Consider the following 21,380-nt stretch of genomic DNA (forward strand, 5'->3'; position numbering starts at 1 on the left):
GTCACCCGGCCGCGCCGCTGAGGGAGACCCGGGCGGTGGCCTGCACCATGCGGCCCACCCGGTCCACCAACAGCGCCATCTCGTAGCCCACCTGGCCGATGTCGGCCGAGTTCTGGGTGAGGACCGCGAGGTGCGATCCGTCGCCGACGCTCATCAGGAGGAGGAAGCCGCCCTCCATCTCGATGACGGTCTGCAGCACCGCGCCACCGTCGAAGAGGCGGGCGGCACCCACGGCCAGGCTGGCGAGGCCGCTCGACACCGCGGCCACCTGCTCGGCCCGGTCGTCGGGGATGCTCGCGCTGGCTGCCATGAGCAGGCCGTCGGCGGAGACCAGGATGGCGTGCGCGGTGTCCGGAACGTCATTGACGAACTTGGTCACCAACCAGTCGAGGCCACGCTCCTCGCCTGCCGTCGCGGCTCCGAAGCTGTTCATGTCGGTCATACCAGTCCTGCTTCCTTCTGAGGGGTGTCGTGTGACGTAGGTTCGGAGCCAGAATCGTGAGCCTGGTCGAGGCCCGTCGAACCCGGCGTCGAGGCCGTGCGGCCCCTGGCCACGCCGGCACGGTGTGCCGAGAGCCGGGCGCGGATCGCCTCGGGGTCGCGGACGACCGGCTTGCTGGTGGGCGTCGTGACCCCACCAGGAACCAGCCGTCCTCCCGGGCGCCGCACGGGCAGTCCGGACTCGCTGAGCTGGAGCGGCGCCGGACTCTCGGCGACGCTCTGGGCAGCCTCCCAGCCGGCCTCGATCTCCGGGTCGACCCAGGGCTGCTCGCCCTCGCCGCCCGAGGTGAGCCAGTTGGAACGCAGCGAACGGAACAGCGGAGTGTCGTCGTCACCGCCGTTGTGCTCGACCGGGGTGCTCGCGTCGAGGAAGGACGATGCGGGCACCCTGGTGGGCAGCGCCGGCACGGGCTCGGCGGGCTCGGAGGCAACGGGCTCGGAGGCAACGGGCTCGGAGGCAACGGGCTCGGAGGCAACGGGCTCGGAGGCAACGGGCTCGTCGCCGGTGTCGACGCCCATCGCCGCCCACATCTGCCTGGACGGGTCGTCGACCGGGTCCGGGGCCACGGCCTCGGCTACGGCTTCTTCGCGGTCGTCCTCGGCGTCCTCGGTGTCCGAGGTGTCGTCGTCGACGTGCTCCTCGGCGTCCTCGGTGTCGTCGTCGTCGACGTGCTCCTCGGGTGTGTCTCCTGTCGTGTCCTCCATGGAGTGCTCCGTCGAGTGCTCCGTCGAGTGCTCGTCGCGCGCGGGCCGCTCGAAGGGCGACCGGCTCGGGAGCGCGAAGATCTGCGCGCCCTCGCTCTCCTCCTCGCCCGTCTCGTCCTCGAGGTCCTCGACCTCGGCGACGTCCTCGAGGCTGAGCAGCCCGAGGTCGACGAGCCCCTCGTCGCGCGAGGACTCGGAGGTCTCGCCGGCCGGGCTGTCGTCGGCCGGGCTGTCGTCGGCCGGCCGGGCGACCTTGTCGGAGCCGGGCTCCAGGGCCGCCAGTGGCTCCTTGCGGGCACCGAGGAAGAACCGCTCGGCGCCGGGCCGTTCGCTGATCGGCCGGCCGCCGCCGGGTCGGTCACCGCCAGGCCGGTCAGCGCCGGGGCGGTCACCGCCAGGCCGGTCCGTATCAGACCCACGCGAGAGCAACGACGGACCGCTGGCGGCAGGAGTCGCTGCCAAGGAGCCGGCGCCAGTCGCGCCGGGGCGGCGCTGGGGCAGGCCGATGACGGCGTTGATGGCCGCCTCGATGGGGTCGACCTCGGGCGTGACCTCGACGGCCGCAGCGGCGGGGGCAGCGGGGGCGAGGTCGGGCTCGAGCTCCGGCTCGCTCCCGGGCTCGGGCGCGCTGACCGGCCGCTTGTAGGGCGTCGCGTTGGCGGCTGCCGGCAGAGCGGGCTTGCGCGGCTCGACATCGTCGCCCTCGTCACCCCTACGCAGCAGGTTGCGGGGAATCACGACGGTCGCGGTGACGCCACCGCGCTCGGTGCGCTCCAGGCTCACGGAGATGCCGTGGCGCTTCGCCAAGCGGCTCACCACGAGCAGACCCATCCGGCGGGCAGTCTCGGCGTTGACCTCGCCACCGGACTTGAGCACGCCGTTGAGCGCGGACATGGCGTCGTGGTCGATGCCGAGCCCGGAGTCGGTGATGCGGATGGTCGTCGAGGTGATCGTCGTCGTGGTCATCACGATCACCGGAGCGGTGGGCGGAGAGTACGCCAGCGCGTTGTCCAGCAGCTCGGTGATCATGTGGACGACGTCACCGGCTGCGACCGGCACGATCCGGTCGCCGGGCGTGGAGAGGATCTGCACGCGCTGGTAGTCCGCGACACCTGCGGTCGCGGCGTGCAGGGCGTCGGCCACGGTCAGGGTGTCCGCGGTGGAACCAGCAGCCGGAGTGTCGGCCAGCACCATCAGGCTCTCGGCCGTCCGGCGCATGCGGGAGGCGAGGTGGTCGAGCTTGAAGAGGTTCTCGAGGCGCTTCGGGTCCTCCTCGTCACGCTCAAGGCCTTCGATCAGCGCGAGCTGCTGGTTGACCAGTCCGGTGTTGCGACGCGACAGCGTCACGAACATCTCCGACACCTGGGACCGCAGCTGGGCCTCGCCGGACGCCAGGTGGACGGCCTGCCGGTGGAGGTCGTCGACCGCGCGGGCCAGCTGGCCCATCTCCTCGTGCGTGGTGACGTCGATCGGCTCGATCTCGCCGGGGTCCCCGCCGCCACGGATCTTGCGGACGGCCTCGGGCAGCTTCTCGGTGGCCACCAGCAGGGCACCCTCACGCACTCGGCGGATCGGGTTCAGCAGCCAGCGCGAGACGAGCAGCACCAGGATCAGCGCGGCGAGCAGCGCGGCACCGGTCACCGCCGAGTTGAGGATGGCCAGCGTGCGGGCGTCCCGCGCTTCGGCTGCGAGCTCCTTGTCGATGGAGGCCAGCAGGTTGTTGGTCATGGTGTCGTAGCCGGCGAACGCCTGCTCGCCGCCCACGTCGGTGCCGCCGTCGCGGATGGTTCCGAAGTGCACGTTGTTCTGCTGCGTGAGCTGGAGGACCAGCGGGTCGGTGCTGCCGAGCACGGCGCCGAGCCGGTCGAGCGCGGCGTTCTCGATGCCCAGCTCGGAGGCGAGCTTCGCGACGTCGGACTTCGTGCCGTTGTAGGCGACGTCGAGCTGCACCATGGCGAGCGAGCGGCGGCCGTCGACCGTGTGGTCGAGCAGCTGCAGCTTGGCGTTGGGCTCGAGCTGGGCGGCCTCGATGGTCCCGATCAGGAGGGACACGTTGCGGTGGAGCGTGCGCACCTGGGAGTCGGCCTGCCCCAGGCTGACGTAGCCCATGTTGGTGCGCAGCTGCGAGCTCAGTGCCAGGATCTTCGTGACCTGGTCGCGCTGGGCCGTCGTCAGGTCGGGGTTGGTGCCCGCCTGCTCGAGCGCGGCCGCGGCGTCCTGCACCTTCTTGATCTCGGCGTCGCGCTCCTCGGGCGTGAGGCGGTCCTCGACGCTCGCGCCCTTGAAGAGGAGCGCCACCGCTGCCTGCTCGGCCGCCGAGAGGTAGTCGATCGCGGGGCCGAGCACGTCGACCTGGCTCGCGGAGGCGGCGTAGTTTGCGGACTGCTCCAGCTCGGTGCGCACGCGCAGCCCGCCGAAGACGGCGGCCAGCAGGATCGGGATGGCCACAGCCAGGGCCAGCTTCCTGCGAAGCGGCCATCCAGAAACAGCAAAACGGTTCTGTGCCATCGTTCACCTGGTCCGGTCGAGGGGTGTGCCGCCGGGGGGCTCGGCGACCGGTGACCCGGGGCGGGTCCACGGCCCACGATATGGATTAGAGCGCGCCTGCGTGGCCCTTTCGGGCAAATGCGCTGCTCACAGGGAGGACGGGGAAGACTAGCGCGGTCCGCCGTCGGAGCGCCAGGCCGGGTCCCGGACCACGGCTTCTGGGGGTTGTCGGTGGTCCGTCCTAGGCTCGAGCCATGCGACCAGTGACAGATCTCGAGCGCCGGGTGGCGCCCTTCCGGGTCGTCTCCGACTACCAGCCCTCCGGCGACCAGCCGACCGCGATCGCCGACATCACCTCGCGCCTGCAGGCGGGGGAGAAGGACGTCGTCCTGCTGGGTGCCACCGGCACGGGCAAGACCGCCACGGTGGCCTGGGTCGCCGAGCAGGTGCAGCGCCCGCTGCTCGTGCTCCAGCCCAACAAGACGCTGGCCGCTCAGTTCGCCAACGAGCTGCGCGAGCTCTTCCCGCAGAACGCGGTCGAGTACTTCGTCTCCTACTACGACTACTACCAGCCCGAGGCCTACGTCCCCCAGACCGACACCTACATCGAGAAGGACTCCTCGATCAACGAGGAGGTGGAGCGACTCCGGCACTCGGCGACCAACTCCCTGCTGACGCGCCGTGACGTCATCGTCGTCTCGACGGTCTCGTGCATCTACGGCCTCGGCACCCCGCAGGAGTACGTCGACCGCATGCTGCGGTTGCGCGTCGGCGACGAGCACGACCGCGACTCGGTGCTGCGGCGGCTCGTCGAGATCCAATACACCCGCAACGACATGTCCTTCACCCGTGGCACCTTCCGGGTTCGCGGCGACACCCTGGAGATCTTCCCGGTCTACGAGGAGCTGGCGCTGCGCGTCGAGTTCTTCGGCGACGAGATCGAGCGGCTGATGACACTGCACCCGGTGACGGGCGAGGTGATGAGCGAGGACAAGGAGCTTTACGTCTTCCCCGCCACCCACTACGTCGCCGGCCCACAGAGGATGGAGCGCGCCATCAGCGGCATCGAGGCGGAGCTCGAGCAGCAGCTCGCGACCTTCGAGCGGCAGGGCAAGCTCCTGGAGGCACAGCGCCTGCGGATGCGCACGACGTACGACATCGAGATGATGCGGCAGGTCGGGTCCTGCTCCGGCATCGAGAACTACTCGATGCACATCGACGGTCGCAGCCCCGGCTCGGCGCCCAACTGCCTGCTCGACTACTTCCCCGAGGACTTCCTGCTGGTCATCGACGAGTCGCACGTCGCGGTGCCCCAGGTGGGCGGCATGTACGAGGGCGACATGTCGCGCAAGCGCAACCTGGTCGACCACGGCTTCCGGCTGCCCAGCGCCATGGACAACCGGCCGCTGAAGTGGGAGGAGTTCCTCGACCGCATCGGCCAGACCATCTACCTCTCGGCGACCCCGGGCAACTACGAGCTCGACAAGGTCGGCGGCGCCACCAACGCCGTCGAGCAGATCATCCGCCCCACCGGGCTGATCGACCCCGAGGTGATCGTGAAGCCCACCAAGGGCCAGATCGACGACCTCATCCACGAGATCAACATCCGCGTCGAGCGCAACGAGCGGGTGCTGGTCACCACGCTCACCAAGAAGATGTCCGAGGACCTCACCGACTACCTCCTCGACGCCGGCGTGCGCACGCGCTACCTCCACTCCGAGGTCGACACCCTCCGGCGCATCGAGCTGCTGCGCGACCTGCGGCTGGGGGAGTACGACGTCCTGGTCGGGATCAACCTGCTCCGTGAGGGTCTCGACCTGCCGGAGGTGTCGCTGGTGTCGATCCTCGACGCCGACAAGGAGGGCTTCCTCCGCTCGGACAAGTCCCTGATCCAGACGATCGGACGCGCGGCTCGCAACGTCTCCGGCCAGGTGCACATGTACGCCGACAAGGTCACGCCCTCGATGGAGTCGGCGATCGACGAGACCAACCGTCGCCGCGCCAAGCAGGTCGCCTACAACACCGCGAACGGCATCGACCCGACGCCGTTGCGCAAGAAGATCGCCGACATCACCGCGATGCTGCAGCGCGAGGACGAGAACACCGAGGAGCTGTTGGCGACCTACCAGCACCTCGACCCGCGGTCCAAGAAGGCACCCGTGCCCGGGCTCTCCCGGATGCGCGAGTCCTCGCCCGACCTCGCCGGCCTGCCGAGCAGTGACCTCGCCGAGCTCATTCAGCAGCTCACCGACCAGATGAAGCATGCGGCTGCTGAGCTGCAGTTCGAGCTCGCGGCCCGCCTGCGCGACGAGATCCAGGGCCTCAAGAAGGAGCTCAGGTCGATGATGGAGGCGACCAAGTGAGCGCCGGCCGGCATGCGGCCAAGATCGCCTTGGGGAAGCGCGGCGCCCCGTGGAGCAGAGCGAGCAGGAACGGCGCACCCGTGGGGAGGCAGAGGTCCCTTCGCCGCCGTCGCTAACGTGATCCGCATGACCTCCATCGATCTCGGACGACCCGTCCAAGGCGACGTCGTCGACCTCATCCTCGACGACCACCGCCGCTTCGAGGCGCTGCTGCGCGACCTCCGCGACTCCTCCAGTGATCGCGACGCAGTCCGTCGCGCGCTGTCCGCCCTCCACGTCGCGCACGCCCTCGCCGAGGAGAAGCACGTCTATCCCAAGCTCCGCCGCAAGGGCGCGGTCAGTGAGCACGAGGCCGAGCACGGCGAGGAGGAGCACGCGGAGGGCCACCAGGCGCTGCTCGCCGTGCTCGAGCTGAAGGGCACCGACACCCAGGCCTTCGACGACGCGGTCGAGGAGCTCGCCAAGGTGATCAACCACCACCTCACCGAGGAGGAGCTCACCATCCTCAACCCCGCGCGGGAGGAAGTCGGCGAACAGGCGCGCGCCGAGCTGGGCGACCTCTTCGTCAAGGAGCGCAACGCGCAGCTCGATGCCGACTGCGGGAGCCTCGCCCAGGTCCGCGAGATCGTCGCCGCCGCCGAGCGGGCGGGCAAGCTCGACGACGACGAGGACGACTCCGAGGAGTAGGCCAGCGGGTGGTCGAGGAGGTCGCGCCGGCGACCGTCACGAGACCCGGAGATCAGCTGCGGCGGGCTGTGCGGGCGTTGGTGAGCCCGACGAGGCGGGCGATCACCAGGGCCACGTAGAAGACGCCGGCGACCTGCTCGACCATCACGAAGGCGCGCGCGTGGGGGAGCACGGGGATGACGTCGGACAGGCCGACGCTGGTGAGGGTCGTGAACGACAGGAAGAGCAGCTCGAACCACGATCGGGCGCCGTCGCCGTCGTACGCCACGAACGACCCGGGCCAGATCACCTGCACGGCCGCGAAGACGTAGGCGAAGCCCCAGGCGACGACCGTGAAGGCGGCACCGGTGGCGTACAGCTCGTCGCGGGTGACCTTGTCGTCGTGGAAGAGGTACCTGATCATCCCGTAGGAGATGTAGAAGTAGAACGGCGCGTGCAGGAGCGCCGAGGTCAACGTCACCCACGACGTGTCGGGAAGGAACGCCTCCAGCAGGCTGAACACCATGGCCGGGCCGCCGAGCAGGAGTGCCATCCACGTCAGCGCAGGGCTCCTGCGCACCGCCCACAGGGCGACCGCGACCAGCCCGGTGCCGACGGCGCTCAGCAGTGCTCGGCCAGGAGCGGAGTCGTCGAAGAAGGGGTACGCCAGGATCGCGAGCAGCTGGCCGAAGAGGAGCACCGCCGACGGGTGACTGCGAGCCGCGTCGAAGAGCCGCCTCACGATCGCAGCCTCATGAGGGCGGGAGCTCTCCGCGCTTGTAGAGCTCCTTGGCCTGCTTCTTCTCGAGGTAGCGGACGTTCTCCGCCACCTTCTGCTCGCGCGAGGTCGCCACGCGCAGCAGGTTCATCAGTGCCGCGATCGTCACGAACGCCGGCCACGGGAAACCCCTGCTGGTGGCCACCCAGATCGTCCAGGTCACCGCTGAGACGAACAGCAGGCCGAAGAAGGCTTCTCGCCGGTCGTTGCGCCAGCGCTCGAGCGCCTTGGCCTGGATCTCGTCCGGCGACATGGCCCCGGCGGGGCGACGCACGGCCGGCGTCATCGGGACCAGGTCGCGCACGATCGGCGGCAGGTCGCCGAGGGTCCGGGTGCGCAGCACCAGGTCGGCGCGCTCGTCGAACTCGTCGCGGTCCAGCCGCCCGTCCGCGAACGCCTCGGACAGCAACCCGCGGACCACCTCGCGGTCGGCGTCGGACGCGCGCAGCCCGGCGTTGCCCGCGTCGCGCGGGTCGCGCTCGAAGCCCGACCACCAGTCCGTCACGAGGAAGCATCCTGCCAGGCCCCGCCCAGCGCGGGCGCTTGCCGATACCTCCGCCGCGGGCTTGGATCGGGGAGTGGCCCCGGACCCAGCGCAGGACGTCGAGACCGACCTCCTGATCATCGGCGCCGGGCCGACCGGGCTCTACGCCGCCTACTACGCCGGCTTCCGCGGACTCCGCGTCGCCGTCGTCGACTCGCTGCCCGCGCTGGGCGGTCAGGTGACCGCGATGTATCCGGAGAAGGCGATCCTGGACGTCGCCGGCTTCCCGAACGTGAAGGGCCGCGAGCTGGTCGCCGGCTTGGTGGAGCAGGCGGCCAGCGCGGACCCGACGTACCTGCTCGACCGCAGCGCCACTGGCTGCACGATCTCCGACGACAGCGTCGCGATCGTCCTCGACGACGGCACCACTGTGGTCGCCAAGGCCGTGATCATCACCGCCGGGATCGGGAAGTTCGCTCCGCGCCCCCTGCCCGTCGGGATGGACTGGGTCGGCCGGGGCGTGGAGTTCTTCGTGCCGAGCTTCGAGCCTTATGCCGGCAAGGACGTGGTCATCGTCGGTGGTGGGGACAGCGCGTTCGACTGGGCGCTGCACCTCGAGCCGGTGGCGCGGTCGGTCACGCTCGTGCACCGCCGGGACGCCTTCCGCGCCCACGCGCGCACCGTCGAGCAGGTGCGGGCGTCGCCCGTCGAGATCATCACCAAGGCGCAGGTCACCGGCATGAGCGGCGACGGCACTCTCTCCCACGTCGAGATCACCGTCGACGGGGCGGATCCCGTGCAGCGCCCCGCCCAGGCAGTCGTCGCGGCGCTGGGATTCATCGCCGACCTGGGTCCGCTGCAGACCTGGGGTCTCGAGACCCTGAAGCGCCACATCGTGGTGGACTCCGCGATGCGGACCAACCTCCCGCGCGTCTTCGGGGCCGGCGACATCACGGAGTACCCCGGCAAGGTCCGGCTCATCGCAGTCGGCTTCGGCGAGGCTGCCACCGCGGTCAACAACGCCGCGGTGGTCATCGATCCGTCCGCCCACGTGTTCCCCGGTCACTCGAGTGAAGGAAGCTGATTCCATGAGCCAACCGCCGAAGGCGCCCTATGTGGAGGTCGACTTCAGGAAGTGCGAGTCCAACGGGCTCTGCGAGGCGCTGGCCCCCGCGGTGTTCTACCTCGACGACGACGACTACCTGCAGTTCCACAAGACCGAGCTCGACGACGCCGACCTCGAGCCGGTGCGGCGGGCGGTCGCGTCCTGCCCGACGGCCGCGATCACGCTGCACGAGAGCTAGGCAGTCCACAAGGGACGGCTACAGCACCAGCAGCCGGCAGGCGTCGTCCAGACGTGCCCACACGTCGTCCGCGGTGGTCCGTCCGGTGACCCACCCGACCAGTGCGGCGAGCCACACGTCGGCCAGCACCCGCGCCGTACGCCGGTAATCCTCCCGCGACCCGCCGGGTCCGGCCATCGCGCCGGTGAGCAGGTCGCTGACCACCGCCTCCACCCGGCGGATCTCGGCCGCGACCGAGCCGTCCGCGAAGACGAACGCCCGGGTCATCGCCTCAGTCAGCAGCGGCTCCCGCTGGAGCGCGCGGGTCTGCCCGCCCAGCACGTGCCGCACCCGCTCCTGGGCGTCCTCGCCAGGCGCCGGAACCGTCCGCTGCCGGACCTCGGCGTCCTCGAACCGCTCCAGCAGCGCGCAGACCAGCAGGTGCACCTTCGAGGGGAAGTAGCGGTAGAGGGTGCCCAGCGCCACCTCGGCGCGGTCGGCGACCTCGCGCATCTGGACCGCGTCGAACCCTCCCTCGGTCGCCAGGTCGACGGCCGCGGCGAGGATCCGTCGCCGGCGCTCCCGCTGGGCGGGGGAGCGGGCCTCGATGCTCACGGCTTCCATCACCCGTCATGATAGGAACACGTTTCACTACTGGCCCAAACCGGCCGGGCAGCTCCAGGAGGTCGGATGCGGGTCGCGCTGCTGTCGTACCGCAGCAAGCCCCATTGCGGGGGCCAGGGCGTCTACGTCCGGCACCTGAGCCGGGAGCTGGTGCGCCTGGGCCACGACGTCGAGGTGTTCAGCGGGCAGCCCTACCCCGACCTCGACGAGGGCGTCCGGCTCACCGAGGTGCCGAGCCTCGACCTCTACCGCGAGCCGGACCCGTTCCGCGTGCCGCGGCTGGCTGAGTTCCGTGACCTCGTGGACGTGCAGGAGTTCCTGATCATGTGCACTGCCGGGTTCCCGGAGCCGCGGACCTTCGCCCGCCGGGTGGCCAAGGCGTTGGCCTCCCGTCGTGGCGACTTCGACGTCGTGCACGACAACCAGGTCCTGGCGCACGGGATCCACGACGTCGCGCGCGACCTCGGCGTCCCCGTCGTGACCACGATCCACCACCCGATCACGCTGGACCGCCGCATCGACCTCGCAGCGGCGACGGGCTGGAGGCGTCGTCTCACCCTGCGGCGCTGGTACGGGTTCCTGCGCATGCAGCTGGCTGTCGCCCGCTCCGCGCGACACGTGCTGACGCCGTCGGAGTCGTCGAAGCGGGACGTCGTCCGCGACTTCGAGATCCCCGCCGACCGGATCGAGGTGATCCCGCTGGGCGTGGACGAGGGCTTCGCGCCTCCTGCGGCGCCCCGGGTTCCCGGACGGTTGTTGGCGATGGCGAGCGCCGACGCGCCGCTCAAGGGCATCGGCACCCTCTTGGAAGCGTTCGCCAAGCTGCGCACCGAGCGCCCGGGGCTGGAGCTCTACCTCGTCACCAAGCCGCAGGCAGGTGGGCGCACCGAGCATCTGGTGCGCAGCCTCGCGATCGAGGACCACGTGCACTTCGTGCACAACATCTCGGACGCGGAGCTGGTCGACCTGATGGGGTCGGCAGAGATCGCCTGCGTGCCGTCGCTCTACGAGGGCTTCTCGCTCCCGACCGCCGAGCTGATGGCCTGCGCGACGCCGTTGGTCGTCTCCCGTGCCGGCGCCATCCCCGAGGTGGTCGGGCCGGACGGCGAGTGCGCCGACCTGGTCACGCCCGGCGACGTCGGAGAGCTCACCGCCGCGCTCGATCGGCTGCTGGACGACCCGGACCGCCGCGCGCGGATGGGCGCCGCCGGCCGGGCCCGGGCGCTCGAGCGGTTCAGCTGGACCGCGGTCGCCAAGGCCACCGCGGCTGCCTACGACAGGGCGATCGGTGCAGAGGAGGAGCGGCAGTGCTGACCGTCGACTTCGACCGGCTCGGCCTCCGGCCGGGCGATCGCACCCTGGACCTCGGCTGCGGCGCGGGCCGGCACGCCTTCGAGATGTACCGCCGCGGCGCCGACGTGATCGCCTTCGACCAGGACGCGGACGAGCTCGCGCAGGTGCGCGACCTCTTCGCCGCCATGCGCGAGGCGGGCGAGGTGCCGCTCGGCGCCGAGGCCGACGTCAAGGAGGGCGACGCCCTGGAGCTGCCGTTCGCCGACGGCGAGTTCGACCGGGTCGTGGCCGCGGAGATCCTCGAGCACGTGCCGGCCGACCTGCAGGCGCTCGCCGAGCTGGTCCGCGTCACCCGCCCCGGCGGCACCGTGGCGCTGACCGTGCCGCGCTGGCTCCCCGAGGTGATCTGCTGGAAGCTCTCGCGGCAGTACCACGACATCCCGGGCGGGCACATCCGCATCTACACCGCCGAGGAGCTCCTGGCGAAGGCACGAGGTGCCGGTCTCGAGCACCTCGACACCCACTACGCGCACGGTCTGCACGCGCCGTACTGGTGGCTCAAGTGTGCGGTGGGCGTCGACAACGACGACAACTCCGCCGTGAAGGCGTACCACCGTCTCCTGGTGTGGGACATCATGAAGAAGCCCCGGACGACGAGGTACGCCGAGCGCCTCCTCGACCCCGTGATCGGGAAGTCGATGGTGATGTACTTCCGCAAGCCTCTTCGTGACGCGGACGTGGCGCGCTGACGTGCTGACCCTGGGAGAGGTCGCCGCGACCGCGGCGTCGATCGTCGAGATGCAGGAGTCGAGCGGCGCGATCCCGTGGACCCCCGGCCAGCACACGGACGTGTGGAACCACGTCGAGTCGGCGATGGCGCTCGTCGTCGCCGGCCGGGTCGCGGAGGCGGAGCACGCCTACCGTTGGGCGGTCGAGACGCAACGCCCCGACGGCTCCTGGCCGATGAAGGTCGTCGGCGGTGACGTGGTGGACGCCAGCGGCGAGACCAACATGACGGCGTACCTCGCCGTCGGTCTCTGGCACCACTGGCTGGTACGCCGGGACAGCGCCTTCGTGCACGAGCTGTGGCCGAGCGTGAGCCGCGCGCTCGACTGGGTCGCCGACCTGCAGCTCCCCTGGGGCGGGGTGGCCTGGTCCCAGGAGTGGGACGGCGCGCAGCCGCATCGGGTCAACGCCGAGGCGCTGCTGGCCGGCTCGTCCAGCATCCACCATGCCCTGCGAGCCGGGGTCGCTCTCGCGAGCCTGCTCGGCGACCCGCAGCCCACGTGGGAGCTCGCCGGCGCCCGGCTCGCCCACGCGCTGCGCTCCCACCGCGACCTCTTCCTCGACAAGAGCACCTTCTCGATGGACTGGTACTACCCGGTCCTCGGGGGCGCAGTCCGGGGCGAGGCGGGGCGCGACCTGATCGCGAGCCGCTGGGACGAATTCGTGGTCCCCGGGCTCGGGGTGCGGTGCGTGGACACCAACCCTTGGGTCACAGGCGCGGAGTCGTGCGAGCTGGTCCTGGCGCTCGAGGCGGTGGGCGAGCGGGACCGGGCCGCGCGGCTCCTCGCGGACGTCCAGCACCTGCGCAGCGACGACGGGGCGTACTGGACCGGGCTGGTCTATCCCGAGGCGGTCAACTGGCCGAACGAGCACACGACCTACACGGCGGCGGCGATGATCCTGGCCAGCGACGCCCTCGCCGACCGCACGCCGGGCGCCGACGTCTTCCGGGGCCAGACGCTGCCCGCCTTCGATGGTCTGGCCGTCGACTGCGGCTGTCCGTCGGCGCTCTCAGCCCACGAGGTCGCCGGGCTCGCCTGAGACCCGGGTGAGCACCCGCAGCGAGCCGACCCGTTCCGCGGACCCGAGCTCCGCGAACACTCCGCGCGCCACGGCCCGTTGCCACACGCGGTACGGCGCCTGTCCGCCTTCCTCCGGTCGCTCGAAGACGTCGTGGATGGCCAGGGCTCCGCCCGTCATCAACCAGCGTGCCCAGCCTTCGTAGTCGGCCTGCGCCGGCTCGTCCGCGTGGCCGCCGTCGATGAACACCATCGACAGCGGTGTGCGCCAGTGCGCCGCGACGATCGCGCTGGCCCCGACGATCGGGACGACCACGCCCTCCAGACCCGCTGAGTCCAAGGTGCGGCGCAGGAACGGCAGTGAGTCCATCCGCCCGGTCGTCGCGTCGACGACCTCGGGGTCGTGGTGCTCCCAGCCGGGCTGGATCTCCTCGGAGCCGCGGTGGTGGTCGACCGTGAAGACGACCCCGCCCACCGCCAGCGCCGCCGCGCCGAGGTAGACCGCCGACTTCCCGCAGTACGAGCCGACCTCGAGCACCGGGCCCAGCGGCAGCCGGGCTCGGGCGACGCGGTGCAGCAGCAGCCCCTCGTCCTCGGGCATCCAGCCCTTGGCAGCCCGCGCGTGGGCGACCAGGTCCGCGGGCATGTCGTGGTGGGTGTCGGACACCGCCGCACCCTACGACCAGGGCAGGTTGCGGTCGGTCGGCCAGGGCCCGCTCGACTCGGCCGATCGCCAGTCGGTCGGTAGACTTTGAAGCGAGGGGAGTACTCCCGCGATCGTCGCCGGTCAATCCGGTGTCCCACGACACCTCGGCACGAGCCCGCACCTGTCTCACGGGTCGGGTGGAGGAGACCTCGGACATGTCGACCTGTCCGAGGAGGACACCCCTATGACCACCATCGGCTCTCCGATGCTCTGGACCATCACCATCACCGTGGTCCTGGCGCTGCTGGCGCTGGACTTCGTGCTCACCCGCCGGCCGCATGCGGTCTCCATGAAGGAGGCCCTCGGCTGGTCGGCGTTCTACCTCGCGCTGCCTCTCGCCTTCGGTGGCTGGGTGCTCGCGACGCACGGCTCTGAGCGTGGGTTGGAGTACTACACCGGCTACCTCGTGGAGAAGTCGCTGAGCGTCGACAACCTCTTCGTCTTCATGCTGCTGCTCGCGGCCTTCGCGGTGCCCGACGAGCTCAAGCAGCGGGTGCTGCTCTACGGCATCGTCGGTGCGCTGGTCCTGCGCGGCATCTTCATCGCTCTGGGTGCGGCGGCGTTGTCGGCCTTCGACGCGGTCTTCCTGGTCTTCGGGCTCATCCTGGTCGGCACCGCGGTCAAGATCCTGCGCGACGCCCTGTCCGGGGCCGATCACGCCGTCGACGTTGACGGGTTGACGACCGTGCGGTGGATCCGGCGGTTCCTGCCGGTGACCGAGGAGTACGCCGGCCCCCGCATCACGATCCGTGAGGCCGGACGACGCGCGCTGACGCCGTTCGGCGTCGTCGTGATCGCGGTCTTCGCCACCGACGTCGTCTTCGCGGTGGACTCCGTGCCCGCGGTCTACGGCATCACGAGCGACCCCTACCTGGTCTTCGTCACCAACGCGTTCGCGCTGCTCGGTCTGCGGGCGCTCTACTTCGTGCTCGAGGGCGCGCTGGGGTCGTTGCGCTACCTCGGGCACGGGCTGGCCGCGATCCTGGCCTTCATCGGCGCCAAGCTGGTCGTGCACTGGGCGCACCTGCGCTGGGAGTCCGTCCCCGAGATCCCGACGCTCCTCTCGCTGGGGGTCGTGGTCGGCATCCTCGTGGTCACCGTCCTGGCCAGCATCGTCGCGAACCGGCGCGGCGCCGGGTCCGCCGACCGGCTGGACGAGTCCTCGGCCGTCGAGCTCGAGAACCGCTAGCCTGCTCCAGGATGTACGAGTGACCGCACCCCGCGTCGTACCGCCGAACCCCCACGCCCTTGCCGTCCGGCTCCGGGCAGCCGGGTGCGTGTACGCCGAGGACGAGGCGGCGCTGCTCGTCGAGACCGCGGCCGACGACGCCCAGCTGGAAGCGCTGGTGTCGCGCCGCGTCGCCGGCGAGCCCCTCGAGCACCTGCTGGGGTGGGCGGCGTTCGGCGGTCTCCGCGTGGCTGTCGGGCCAGGCGTCTTCGTGCCGCGGCCCCGCACCGAGGTGCTCGTCGACGTCGCCCTCGAGCGGCTCCCTCCTGGACCGAGCGTGGTCGTGGACCTCTGCTGCGGCTCCGGGGCGATCGGCCTCGTCCTCGCGACCCGGCGGTCTGCGATCGAGCTGCATGCCACCGATGTCGACCCTGTGGCCGTCGCCTGCGCCCGGGTCAACCTCGCGGGCGTGCAAGGGGCGGCGTACGAAGGCGATCTGTGGGCCGCCCTGCCGGCGACTCTGCGCGGCCGCGCGGACCTGGTCGCGGCCAACGTGCCCTACGTGCCCAGCGTCGAACTGGCAGCGATGCCCGCCGAGGCCCGGGAGCACGAGCCGCGCGCGGCGCTGGATGGCGGAGCCGACGGCCTCGACGTCCTGCGTCGCGTGGTGGCCGAGGCGCCGGCCTGGCTCGCTCCGGGCGGCTGCCTCCTGACGGAGACCTCGCGCGCGCAGGCCGACCCCGCTGCCGCGATCGTCGAGGCGGCCGGGCTGACACCCGAGATCGTCGCGAAACTGGATGTCCGCGTGGTCGTCGGCCGTGCGAGGGTCGAGGGATGACCTCTCCGGAGCATGCACACTTCCCAGACTTCAAGGACACCCTCATCCGCTATCTAGAGGCGGCCCGGGACGCGGTCGTGTGGAAGCTCGAGGGTGCCTCCGAGTACGACGTCCGCCGGCCGATGACGCCGACCGGGACCAACCTGCTCGGCATCGTCAAGCACCTGGCCAGCGTCGAGGCGGGCTACTTCGGCGAGACGTTCGGCCGACCGTGGCCCGAGCCGCTCCCGTGGTTCGAGGACGACGCGCCCGTCAACGCCGACATCCTCCGGGAGACCATCGACAGCAGCGCCGGAGTCAACCCGCGCTACACCAACCTGCCCGAGGACGGGTACGACTGGCCGGCGTACGTCGCCAAGGTCGAGCAGGCCGCCCGGGTTGCGTCGGGTCGTACGGTCGAGCCATGACCACGCCACTAAGACCGACGGGCCGCGTCGTCACCGACCGCAAGAACCGACCCGTCAGCGCCGTCGTCGCGATCGTGGTGGCGATCGTGACCGCCGGCTACATGCTGCCCTGGGCGATCGCAGCCGTGCGCGGCACCCGGAACTCGTGGACGGTCTTCTGGGTCAACCTCCTGCTGGGCTGGACCGTCGTGGGCTGGGTCATCGCGCTGGTGATGGCGATCCGGGAGCACCGCATCGTCGCCATCCGCTGAGGGTGGACCTGCGGTCGTCGGTGTGAGTTTCGGCGACGACGGATCCGACCTATGGCGCAGACTGTGCGCATGATGGTCGTCACCTCCGCCCAGTCACTCTTGGGTCGGCTCGTGTCCACAGTCGTCGTTGGTGCCGTCGTCCCCTTGGTCGGCTGGATCACGGCGTACCTCATGATCGACGATGACATGCGGCGTACCCTCCGGGGGCGCGGCCGCGTGGACCTCGGCTTCGGCGACGTGTCGAATCTCGATGGGGTGGCGATGGTGGCCTACCCGATCGCGTGCCTCGCGCTGCTCGGCGCCTTCTACCTCACCGAGACGCGGCATCCCATCGTGGGCGCCCTGCTCTGCGCTGCGGTCCTTCCGGCGTGGTTCGTCGGCCTCAACGGCCTCGACGTCACCGACACCGTCGGCTACTTCGCGCTCCTGAGCGCACCACCAGCGTTGATCCGCCTCGTGATGCCGGTGAAGGACACCGGCGTCTCGATCACCGGTGTGCCGCCGGGAACGCACCTCGAGGCGCCTAGGCGCTGAGCTCGGTTCGGCGGCACCTACGCGTCGGCGCGGCCGACGGGCCGCCCAGGATCGGTCAGCACCAGGGGCCCCTCGGGAGTGATCGCGACGGTGTGCTCCATGTGCGCGCCCCGCGACCCGTCCTCGCTCTTGATGGTCCAGCCGTCCTTGTCGATGAAGATCTGGTCGGTCGAGTGCAGGAACCACGGCTCGATGGCGATCACGAGACCCGCCTTGAGCGGGTAGCCCCGCCCGGCCCGTCCGTCGTTGGCGACGTGCGGGTCGCCGTGCATGGTGCGCCCGACGCCGTGGCCACCGAACTGGAGGTTCACCGAGAGGCCATCCGCCCGGGCGACCGAGCCGATGGCGTGCGAGATGTCGCCGAGCCGGTTGCCGACGACCGCTTGCGCGATCCCCGCCTCGAGGGCCCGGGTCGCGGTGTCGATGAGGCGCAGGTCCTCCTCGCGCGGCGTACCGACCACGAGGCTGACGGCCGAGTCGGAGACCCACCCGTCGACGCTCGCCGCGAAGTCGACCGACAGCAGGTCTCCGTCGGCGAGCACGTAGTCGTGCGGGAGGCCGTGCAGGACGCCGTCGTTGACCGACGTGCACAGCACGAAGCCGAAGGGTGAGGCGCCGAAGGACGGGTGGTAGTCGATGTAGCAGGACTCCGCGCCCCGCTCCTTGATCATCCGATGGGCGAGCGCATCGAGGTCGAGCAGGTTCACGCCCACGTCGGCGGCGGCGACGAGCGCCTGCAGCACGTCGTGGACGAACTGCCCGGCGGGTCGCATCTGCTCGATCTGGGCGGGGGTGCGCAGCTCGATCACGGCACCAACCCTAGGGGCGCGCCCCAGGGCGGTGCCCCCAGGGCGGTGCCCCCAGAGCGGCGTCCCAGAGCGGCGTCCCAGCCGGCGTCCCCAGGATGGGCTCCTAGGGAGGGAGACCTAGGGTCTGCGCATGCCCCTGCGCTCGGGAGACCACGGCTACGGCAGCCTGGCCAAGACTCTGCACTGGTCGACGGTCGTGGCGCTGCTCGCGCAGCTCGTCATCGGCTACCGCCTCGACGTGGACGACTCCGGCCGCGGTCGGGGGCGGGGCCGCGGTGGTGACGACGGCGACGGCGCCGGATCAGGAAGGGGCCGCGGACGCGGGGGAGACGACGACGGCGGCTACCTGTCGGACCCCGACACGCTCCTGAAGGTGCACCTGCTGCTCGGGGTGCTGATCCTCACCCTGGCGGTGGTCCGGCTCGTCGTACGCCGTCTGGACGGCCTGCCACCGTGGGCCGAGACGCTCTCGCACCGGGAGCGCACCCTCGCGCACTGGACCGAGAAGGCGCTCCTCACCCTGCTGTTCGTGGTGCCTCTCACCGGGATCGTGCTGGTCGCCTCCGGCGACGACGACGTGCTCCCACTGCACGTCGCGGCTCACATAGCGTTCTTCCTGGCGCTCGCCCTGCACCTCGGGCTGGTGCTCAAGCACCAGCTGGTGGACCGGGATCGACTGCTGGCGCGGATGCTGCCCTGACGTCAGCCAGCTCGAAGAAGTCGGCCCGGCGGAAGCCGAAGGCGCCGGCGACCAGGTTGGACGGGAACGTCGCGACGCGGGTGTTGTAGGCGCGCACGTTGCCGTTGTAGAAGCGGCGGGCGGCGGCGATCCGGTCCTCGGTGTCGGTGAGCTCCGCCTGCAGGTGCAGGAAGCCGTCGCTCGCCCGCAGCTCGGGGTACGCCTCGGCACGCACCATCGTCGCGGCGACCGCGCCGCCCAACGACTGCTCGTAGCCCTGCCGGGCATCGGGGGCGTCGGCCCGGTGGGCCCGCGCCGCCTCGCGGGCCTGGGTCAGCTCGGTCAGGACGGCCCGCTCATGGGCGGCGTACGCCTCGACCGTGCGGACCAGGTTGGGCACCAGGTCGTGACGGCGGGTGAGCTCGACGTCGGTCTGCCCCCAGCTCTCCTCGACCAGGGTCCGCTGCCGGACGAAGCGGTTGTACATGACGACGACCGACAGCCCGATCGAGACGACCAGCACGCCGGCCACCAACCCCGCCACCGCCGCGACGCCGGTCATCCGGGTCCCTCCTGGCCTCGCAGAGAGCGCCAGACGTGCTCGGGCACCTCGTCGACGATGGCGTCGAGGAGGGCGAGCCTGGTCTCGATCTCAGGCAGCGGCGCAGTGCCGTCGCGGACGGTGAGCACCGAGGGTCCGTCGAACCGGAACGCCAGGTTCGGCTGCGTGAGCAGCAGCTCCATCATCCGCGGGTGCAGCACGTCGGAGGCGAAGCGCGGGCTCGGGCAGGTCACCGTGAAGGCGCGGTTGAAGTCCTCGGACTCGAGCTCGATGTCGTTGCCCGTCACGCGGCCGACCAGCCGGCCGAAGAACCCCTCGGGCGCCACCGACAGCGCCGGCAGCGGGGTGCCGGTGTTGAGGGCGACGACCGTGTGGTCGTGGCGCTGCTCGCGGCTCTGCGAGTGCCCCTGGGCGTTCGTCGACCGCTCGGTCGTGAAGTAGGTGTGGTCGAAGGCCACGAACCCGCGGCCCTCGAACTGCCCGGCGACGATGTTGCGGGTCTGCTGTCCGTGACCGAGCCCGAACGGCGGCCCGGTGAAGCGGCGCGTCCACTGGTCGTCCCGCTCGACGAACGTCCAGCCGCGCCGACCCGCGAGCACGGCCAGGTCCTGGCGGCGCCTCTGGGCCGCCCGGTGGCCGGCGATCGCGGCTACGACGGCCAGGAGGGCAACGGCACCGAAGAGCAGCACCACGAGCACCCCGAACTCCACGGGCGGAGTCTAGGCACCGTCAGGGCTGCTCGCTGTCGTACAGCCACGCAGCGGCGTACGGCGCCAAGCGCACCGCACCCTCCTCCAGGTCGGGCGCGCGGCCGCTGATCGCGTCGTGCAGACCGGGCACGTGCAGGCCGAGCCAGTGGAGGACGTCGGGAGCGACCCACGCCTCCTCGGGGGTGACGTTGTAGGCGCCGAGCAGGGGGCCGGCCGGGTGCTTGCGGACGACGAGGAGCACACCGGGGTCGCGGGGGTCCCAGACCTCGGTCGGCGAGGCCGCGTGCAGGTGGGGGAGCGAGCGGCGGGTCTCGACCAGCTCACGCAGCCCGGCGTTGATCCCGTGCTCGTCGGTCCCCGCGGCGACGGTCTCCCACGGCATCCGCGGCCGGTGCACCCACCGGTTGTCAGCCGCGTGGGCGGGGTCGTCGGCCCACCCGCGGTCGTTGAGCAGGCCGAGCTCGTCGCCCATCCAGATCACCGGCAGGCCGCCGAAGCCCAGGATGAGCGCGTGCGCGAGCAGGATGCGCGCCGCCGCGTCCGGGTCGCCGGCCTCGAGCCCGGCCAGCGACGCGAGCGACCCTGAGATGCGCCGGTCTCCGGTCTGCTCGTTCTGCTGGAAGACCAGGCCGCGGGCCCACGAGCCCGGGAAGGCCCCGGAGTACCAGTCCGAGAGGAAGCGCCGGTGCGCGAAAGGATCGAGGCCCACCGCTCGCGCGTCCTCGTCCGACACTGCCCAGCCGATGTCGTCGTGGCAGCGCACGTAGGTGATCCACGCCGTGGTCGAGGGGGGCTGCGGGAGCTGCTGGAGGGCCCGGGCCGCGAGCCGCGCGTCGGCCGACGCCAGCATCGACCAGATCTGGACCATCAGGCCGTTGTGGTAGGCCAGGTCGCTGACCCGGCCGGCGTGCGGGCCGACCCCGAGGTAGGCCGGCAGGTCCTGAGGTCCCACGATCGCCTCGGCCTTGAAGACCACCGCCGGTGCCGCGATCCGGGCCACGGTGCGCAGCGCGCGGGTCAGCTCGTGGACCTCCGGCTGGTTCTGGCAGGCGGTGCCCATCCGCTTCCAGATGAAGGCGATCGCGTCGAGCCGGAAGACGTCGACGCCGAGGTTGGCGAGGCTGAGGATGATGTCGGCGTACTCGCAGAGCACCGACGGGTTCGACCAGTCGACGTCCCACTGGTAGTCGTTGAAGGTCGTCCAGACCCACCCCGCGAGGTCGTCGTCCCAGGTGAAGTTGCCCGGCGCGAAGTCGGGGAAGACCTCCGGGAGGCTGGCTTCGTACGCGTCGGGCGTGCTCCGGTCGTCGTACACGTGGAAGTAGGCCCGCTTCTCGGCGTCGCCCGCCCTGGCGGCGACCGCCCACTCGTGCTCGCGGGCGACGTGGTTGAGCACGAGGTCGAGGCACAGGCTGATGCCGTCCGCGCGCAGCGTCGTGGTGAGCGCACGCAGGTCGTCGACCGAGCCGAGGTCCGGCCGCACCGACCGGTAGTCCATGACCGCGTAGCCGCCGTCGTTGGGCGCCGGCCGCGGGGTCAGGAGAGGCATGAGGTGCAGGTAGCCGACGCCCAGGTCTCGCAGGTACGACGCCTTGCGACCGACGTCGGCGAGGGTGCCCGCGAACCGGTCGGCGTACGCGGCGTACCCGATCATCGACGGGCGCTGGAACCAGTCGGGCTCGAGCAGCCGTCGTTCGTCGAGGTCGAGCAGGTCCTCGGGGCGGGCC

At 71.1% G+C, this 21,380-nt stretch carries 23 protein-coding genes; 13 read left to right on the forward strand and 10 right to left on the reverse strand.

What is annotated here, in order from left to right; translation table 11 throughout:
• Position 1 precedes the first annotated feature (1 nt).
• Both ABD295_RS05080 and ABD295_RS05085 read right to left on the reverse strand, forming a co-directional pair.
• Positions 2–442, reverse strand: coding sequence for a roadblock/LC7 domain-containing protein (locus ABD295_RS05080; protein ID WP_425573969.1), 441 nt, complete (start codon positions 440–442; stop codon positions 2–4).
• Positions 439–3,654, reverse strand: coding sequence for a sensor histidine kinase (locus ABD295_RS05085; protein WP_344302555.1), 3,216 nt, complete (start codon positions 3,652–3,654; stop codon positions 439–441). The genes ABD295_RS05080 and ABD295_RS05085 overlap by 4 nt, the downstream gene beginning before the upstream one ends.
• Positions 3,655–3,947: 293 nt before the next feature.
• Between ABD295_RS05085 and uvrB the strand changes: the two genes are divergently transcribed.
• Together uvrB and ABD295_RS05095 are read left to right on the forward strand one after the other, a co-directional pair.
• Positions 3,948–6,056, forward strand: a complete 2,109-nt coding sequence (gene uvrB, locus ABD295_RS05090) for an excinuclease ABC subunit UvrB (protein WP_344302556.1) — start codon at positions 3,948–3,950, stop codon at positions 6,054–6,056.
• A gap of 126 nt (positions 6,057–6,182) precedes the next feature.
• Complete coding sequence (locus tag ABD295_RS05095; protein ID WP_344302557.1) at positions 6,183–6,743, forward strand: hemerythrin domain-containing protein; 561 nt, start codon at positions 6,183–6,185, stop codon at positions 6,741–6,743.
• A 52-nt stretch (positions 6,744–6,795) separates the two neighbouring features.
• Here ABD295_RS05095 and ABD295_RS05100 read toward each other — a convergent pair whose 3' ends face one another.
• Positions 6,796–7,464 (reverse strand): ion channel, encoded by a 669-nt coding sequence (locus ABD295_RS05100; RefSeq protein WP_344302558.1) that lies wholly within the window; start codon positions 7,462–7,464, stop codon positions 6,796–6,798.
• Positions 7,465–7,474: 10 nt separating this feature from the next.
• Positions 7,475–8,005 (reverse strand): DUF1707 SHOCT-like domain-containing protein, encoded by a 531-nt coding sequence (locus tag ABD295_RS05105; RefSeq protein ID WP_344302559.1) that lies wholly within the window; start codon positions 8,003–8,005, stop codon positions 7,475–7,477.
• Positions 8,006–8,078: 73 nt separating this feature from the next.
• Here ABD295_RS05105 and ABD295_RS05110 point away from each other — a divergent pair, with 73 nt between their 5' ends.
• The gene (locus ABD295_RS05110) at positions 8,079–9,068 is read left to right on the forward strand and encodes an NAD(P)/FAD-dependent oxidoreductase (RefSeq protein WP_344302560.1); all 990 of its coding nucleotides are present in this window, start codon (positions 8,079–8,081) and stop codon (positions 9,066–9,068) included.
• Positions 9,069–9,072: 4 nt separating this feature from the next.
• On the forward strand, positions 9,073–9,288 hold the full coding sequence (locus ABD295_RS05115; RefSeq protein ID WP_344302561.1) for a ferredoxin: 216 nt from the start codon (positions 9,073–9,075) through the stop codon (positions 9,286–9,288).
• Between the two features lie 18 nt (positions 9,289–9,306).
• Here the strand turns inward: ABD295_RS05115 and ABD295_RS05120 are convergent, their stop codons facing one another.
• Positions 9,307–9,891, reverse strand: coding sequence for a TetR family transcriptional regulator (locus tag ABD295_RS05120; RefSeq protein ID WP_344302562.1), 585 nt, complete (start codon positions 9,889–9,891; stop codon positions 9,307–9,309).
• 66 nt (positions 9,892–9,957) lie between these two features.
• Here ABD295_RS05120 and ABD295_RS05125 point away from each other — a divergent pair, with 66 nt between their 5' ends.
• The 3 genes from ABD295_RS05125 to ABD295_RS05135 are packed head-to-tail and all read left to right on the forward strand — an operon-like array spanning position 9,958 to position 13,011.
• Positions 9,958–11,205, forward strand: a complete 1,248-nt coding sequence (locus ABD295_RS05125) for a glycosyltransferase family 4 protein (RefSeq protein WP_344302563.1) — start codon at positions 9,958–9,960, stop codon at positions 11,203–11,205.
• Positions 11,199–11,933 carry a class I SAM-dependent methyltransferase gene (locus ABD295_RS05130; protein WP_344302564.1) on the forward strand — a complete coding sequence of 245 codons (735 nt, stop codon included), beginning with the start codon at positions 11,199–11,201 and terminating at the stop codon, positions 11,931–11,933. The genes ABD295_RS05125 and ABD295_RS05130 overlap by 7 nt, the downstream gene beginning before the upstream one ends.
• A 1-nt stretch (position 11,934) precedes the next feature.
• Positions 11,935–13,011 carry a prenyltransferase gene (locus ABD295_RS05135; protein ID WP_344302565.1) on the forward strand — a complete coding sequence of 359 codons (1,077 nt, stop codon included), beginning with the start codon at positions 11,935–11,937 and terminating at the stop codon, positions 13,009–13,011.
• Here ABD295_RS05135 and ABD295_RS05140 read toward each other — a convergent pair.
• The gene (locus ABD295_RS05140; RefSeq protein ID WP_344302566.1) at positions 12,982–13,656 is read right to left on the reverse strand and encodes a class I SAM-dependent methyltransferase; all 675 of its coding nucleotides are present in this window, start codon (positions 13,654–13,656) and stop codon (positions 12,982–12,984) included. The genes ABD295_RS05135 and ABD295_RS05140 overlap by 30 nt on opposite strands.
• 223 nt (positions 13,657–13,879) lie before the next feature.
• Between ABD295_RS05140 and ABD295_RS05145 the strand changes: the two genes are divergently transcribed.
• The 5 genes from ABD295_RS05145 to ABD295_RS05165 all read left to right on the forward strand — a co-directional run bounded on the left by ABD295_RS05145 (position 13,880) and on the right by ABD295_RS05165 (position 16,893).
• Positions 13,880–14,884 (forward strand): TerC/Alx family metal homeostasis membrane protein, encoded by a 1,005-nt coding sequence (locus ABD295_RS05145; protein WP_344302567.1) that lies wholly within the window; start codon positions 13,880–13,882, stop codon positions 14,882–14,884.
• Positions 14,885–14,903: 19 nt separating this feature from the next.
• Positions 14,904–15,701: a putative protein N(5)-glutamine methyltransferase gene (locus tag ABD295_RS05150; RefSeq protein WP_344302568.1), complete on the forward strand. Its 798-nt coding sequence runs from the start codon at positions 14,904–14,906 to the stop codon at positions 15,699–15,701.
• A complete protein-coding gene (locus tag ABD295_RS05155) occupies positions 15,698–16,108 on the forward strand; it encodes a mycothiol transferase (RefSeq protein WP_344302569.1) in 411 nt (136 codons plus the stop codon). The genes ABD295_RS05150 and ABD295_RS05155 overlap by 4 nt, the downstream gene beginning before the upstream one ends.
• A complete protein-coding gene (locus ABD295_RS05160) occupies positions 16,105–16,359 on the forward strand; it encodes a superinfection immunity protein (protein ID WP_344302570.1) in 255 nt (84 codons plus the stop codon). The genes ABD295_RS05155 and ABD295_RS05160 overlap by 4 nt, the downstream gene beginning before the upstream one ends.
• A 111-nt stretch (positions 16,360–16,470) precedes the next feature.
• On the forward strand, positions 16,471–16,893 hold the full coding sequence (locus ABD295_RS05165; protein ID WP_344302571.1) for a hypothetical protein: 423 nt from the start codon (positions 16,471–16,473) through the stop codon (positions 16,891–16,893).
• 17 nt (positions 16,894–16,910) lie between these two features.
• On the opposite strand, the gene map is transcribed toward ABD295_RS05165, so the two are convergent.
• Positions 16,911–17,702: a type I methionyl aminopeptidase gene (gene map / locus ABD295_RS05170; protein ID WP_344302572.1), complete on the reverse strand. Its 792-nt coding sequence runs from the start codon at positions 17,700–17,702 to the stop codon at positions 16,911–16,913.
• A gap of 130 nt (positions 17,703–17,832) precedes the next feature.
• On the opposite strand from map, the gene ABD295_RS05175 reads away from it, so the two are divergent.
• Positions 17,833–18,402: a cytochrome b gene (locus tag ABD295_RS05175; protein WP_344302573.1), complete on the forward strand. Its 570-nt coding sequence runs from the start codon at positions 17,833–17,835 to the stop codon at positions 18,400–18,402.
• On the opposite strand, the gene ABD295_RS05180 is transcribed toward ABD295_RS05175, so the two are convergent.
• From ABD295_RS05180 to ABD295_RS05190, 3 genes are read right to left on the reverse strand one after another with little or no spacing between them, the layout of a single operon-like run.
• Complete coding sequence (locus tag ABD295_RS05180) at positions 18,350–18,943, reverse strand: LemA family protein (RefSeq protein WP_344302574.1); 594 nt, start codon at positions 18,941–18,943, stop codon at positions 18,350–18,352. The genes ABD295_RS05175 and ABD295_RS05180 overlap by 53 nt on opposite strands.
• A complete protein-coding gene (locus ABD295_RS05185) occupies positions 18,940–19,653 on the reverse strand; it encodes a hypothetical protein (protein ID WP_344302575.1) in 714 nt (237 codons plus the stop codon). Before ABD295_RS05185 ends, ABD295_RS05180 begins: the two co-directional genes overlap by 4 nt.
• A gap of 19 nt (positions 19,654–19,672) precedes the next feature.
• On the reverse strand, positions 19,673–21,307 hold the full coding sequence (locus ABD295_RS05190) for an alpha-amylase family glycosyl hydrolase (RefSeq protein WP_425573986.1): 1,635 nt from the start codon (positions 21,305–21,307) through the stop codon (positions 19,673–19,675).
• Positions 21,308–21,380 lie beyond the last annotated feature (73 nt).

Origin of the sequence: Nocardioides bigeumensis, from assembly GCF_039531755.1 — a bacterium.
In the GTDB taxonomy this organism is placed as follows: domain Bacteria; phylum Actinomycetota; class Actinomycetes; order Propionibacteriales; family Nocardioidaceae; genus Nocardioides; species Nocardioides bigeumensis.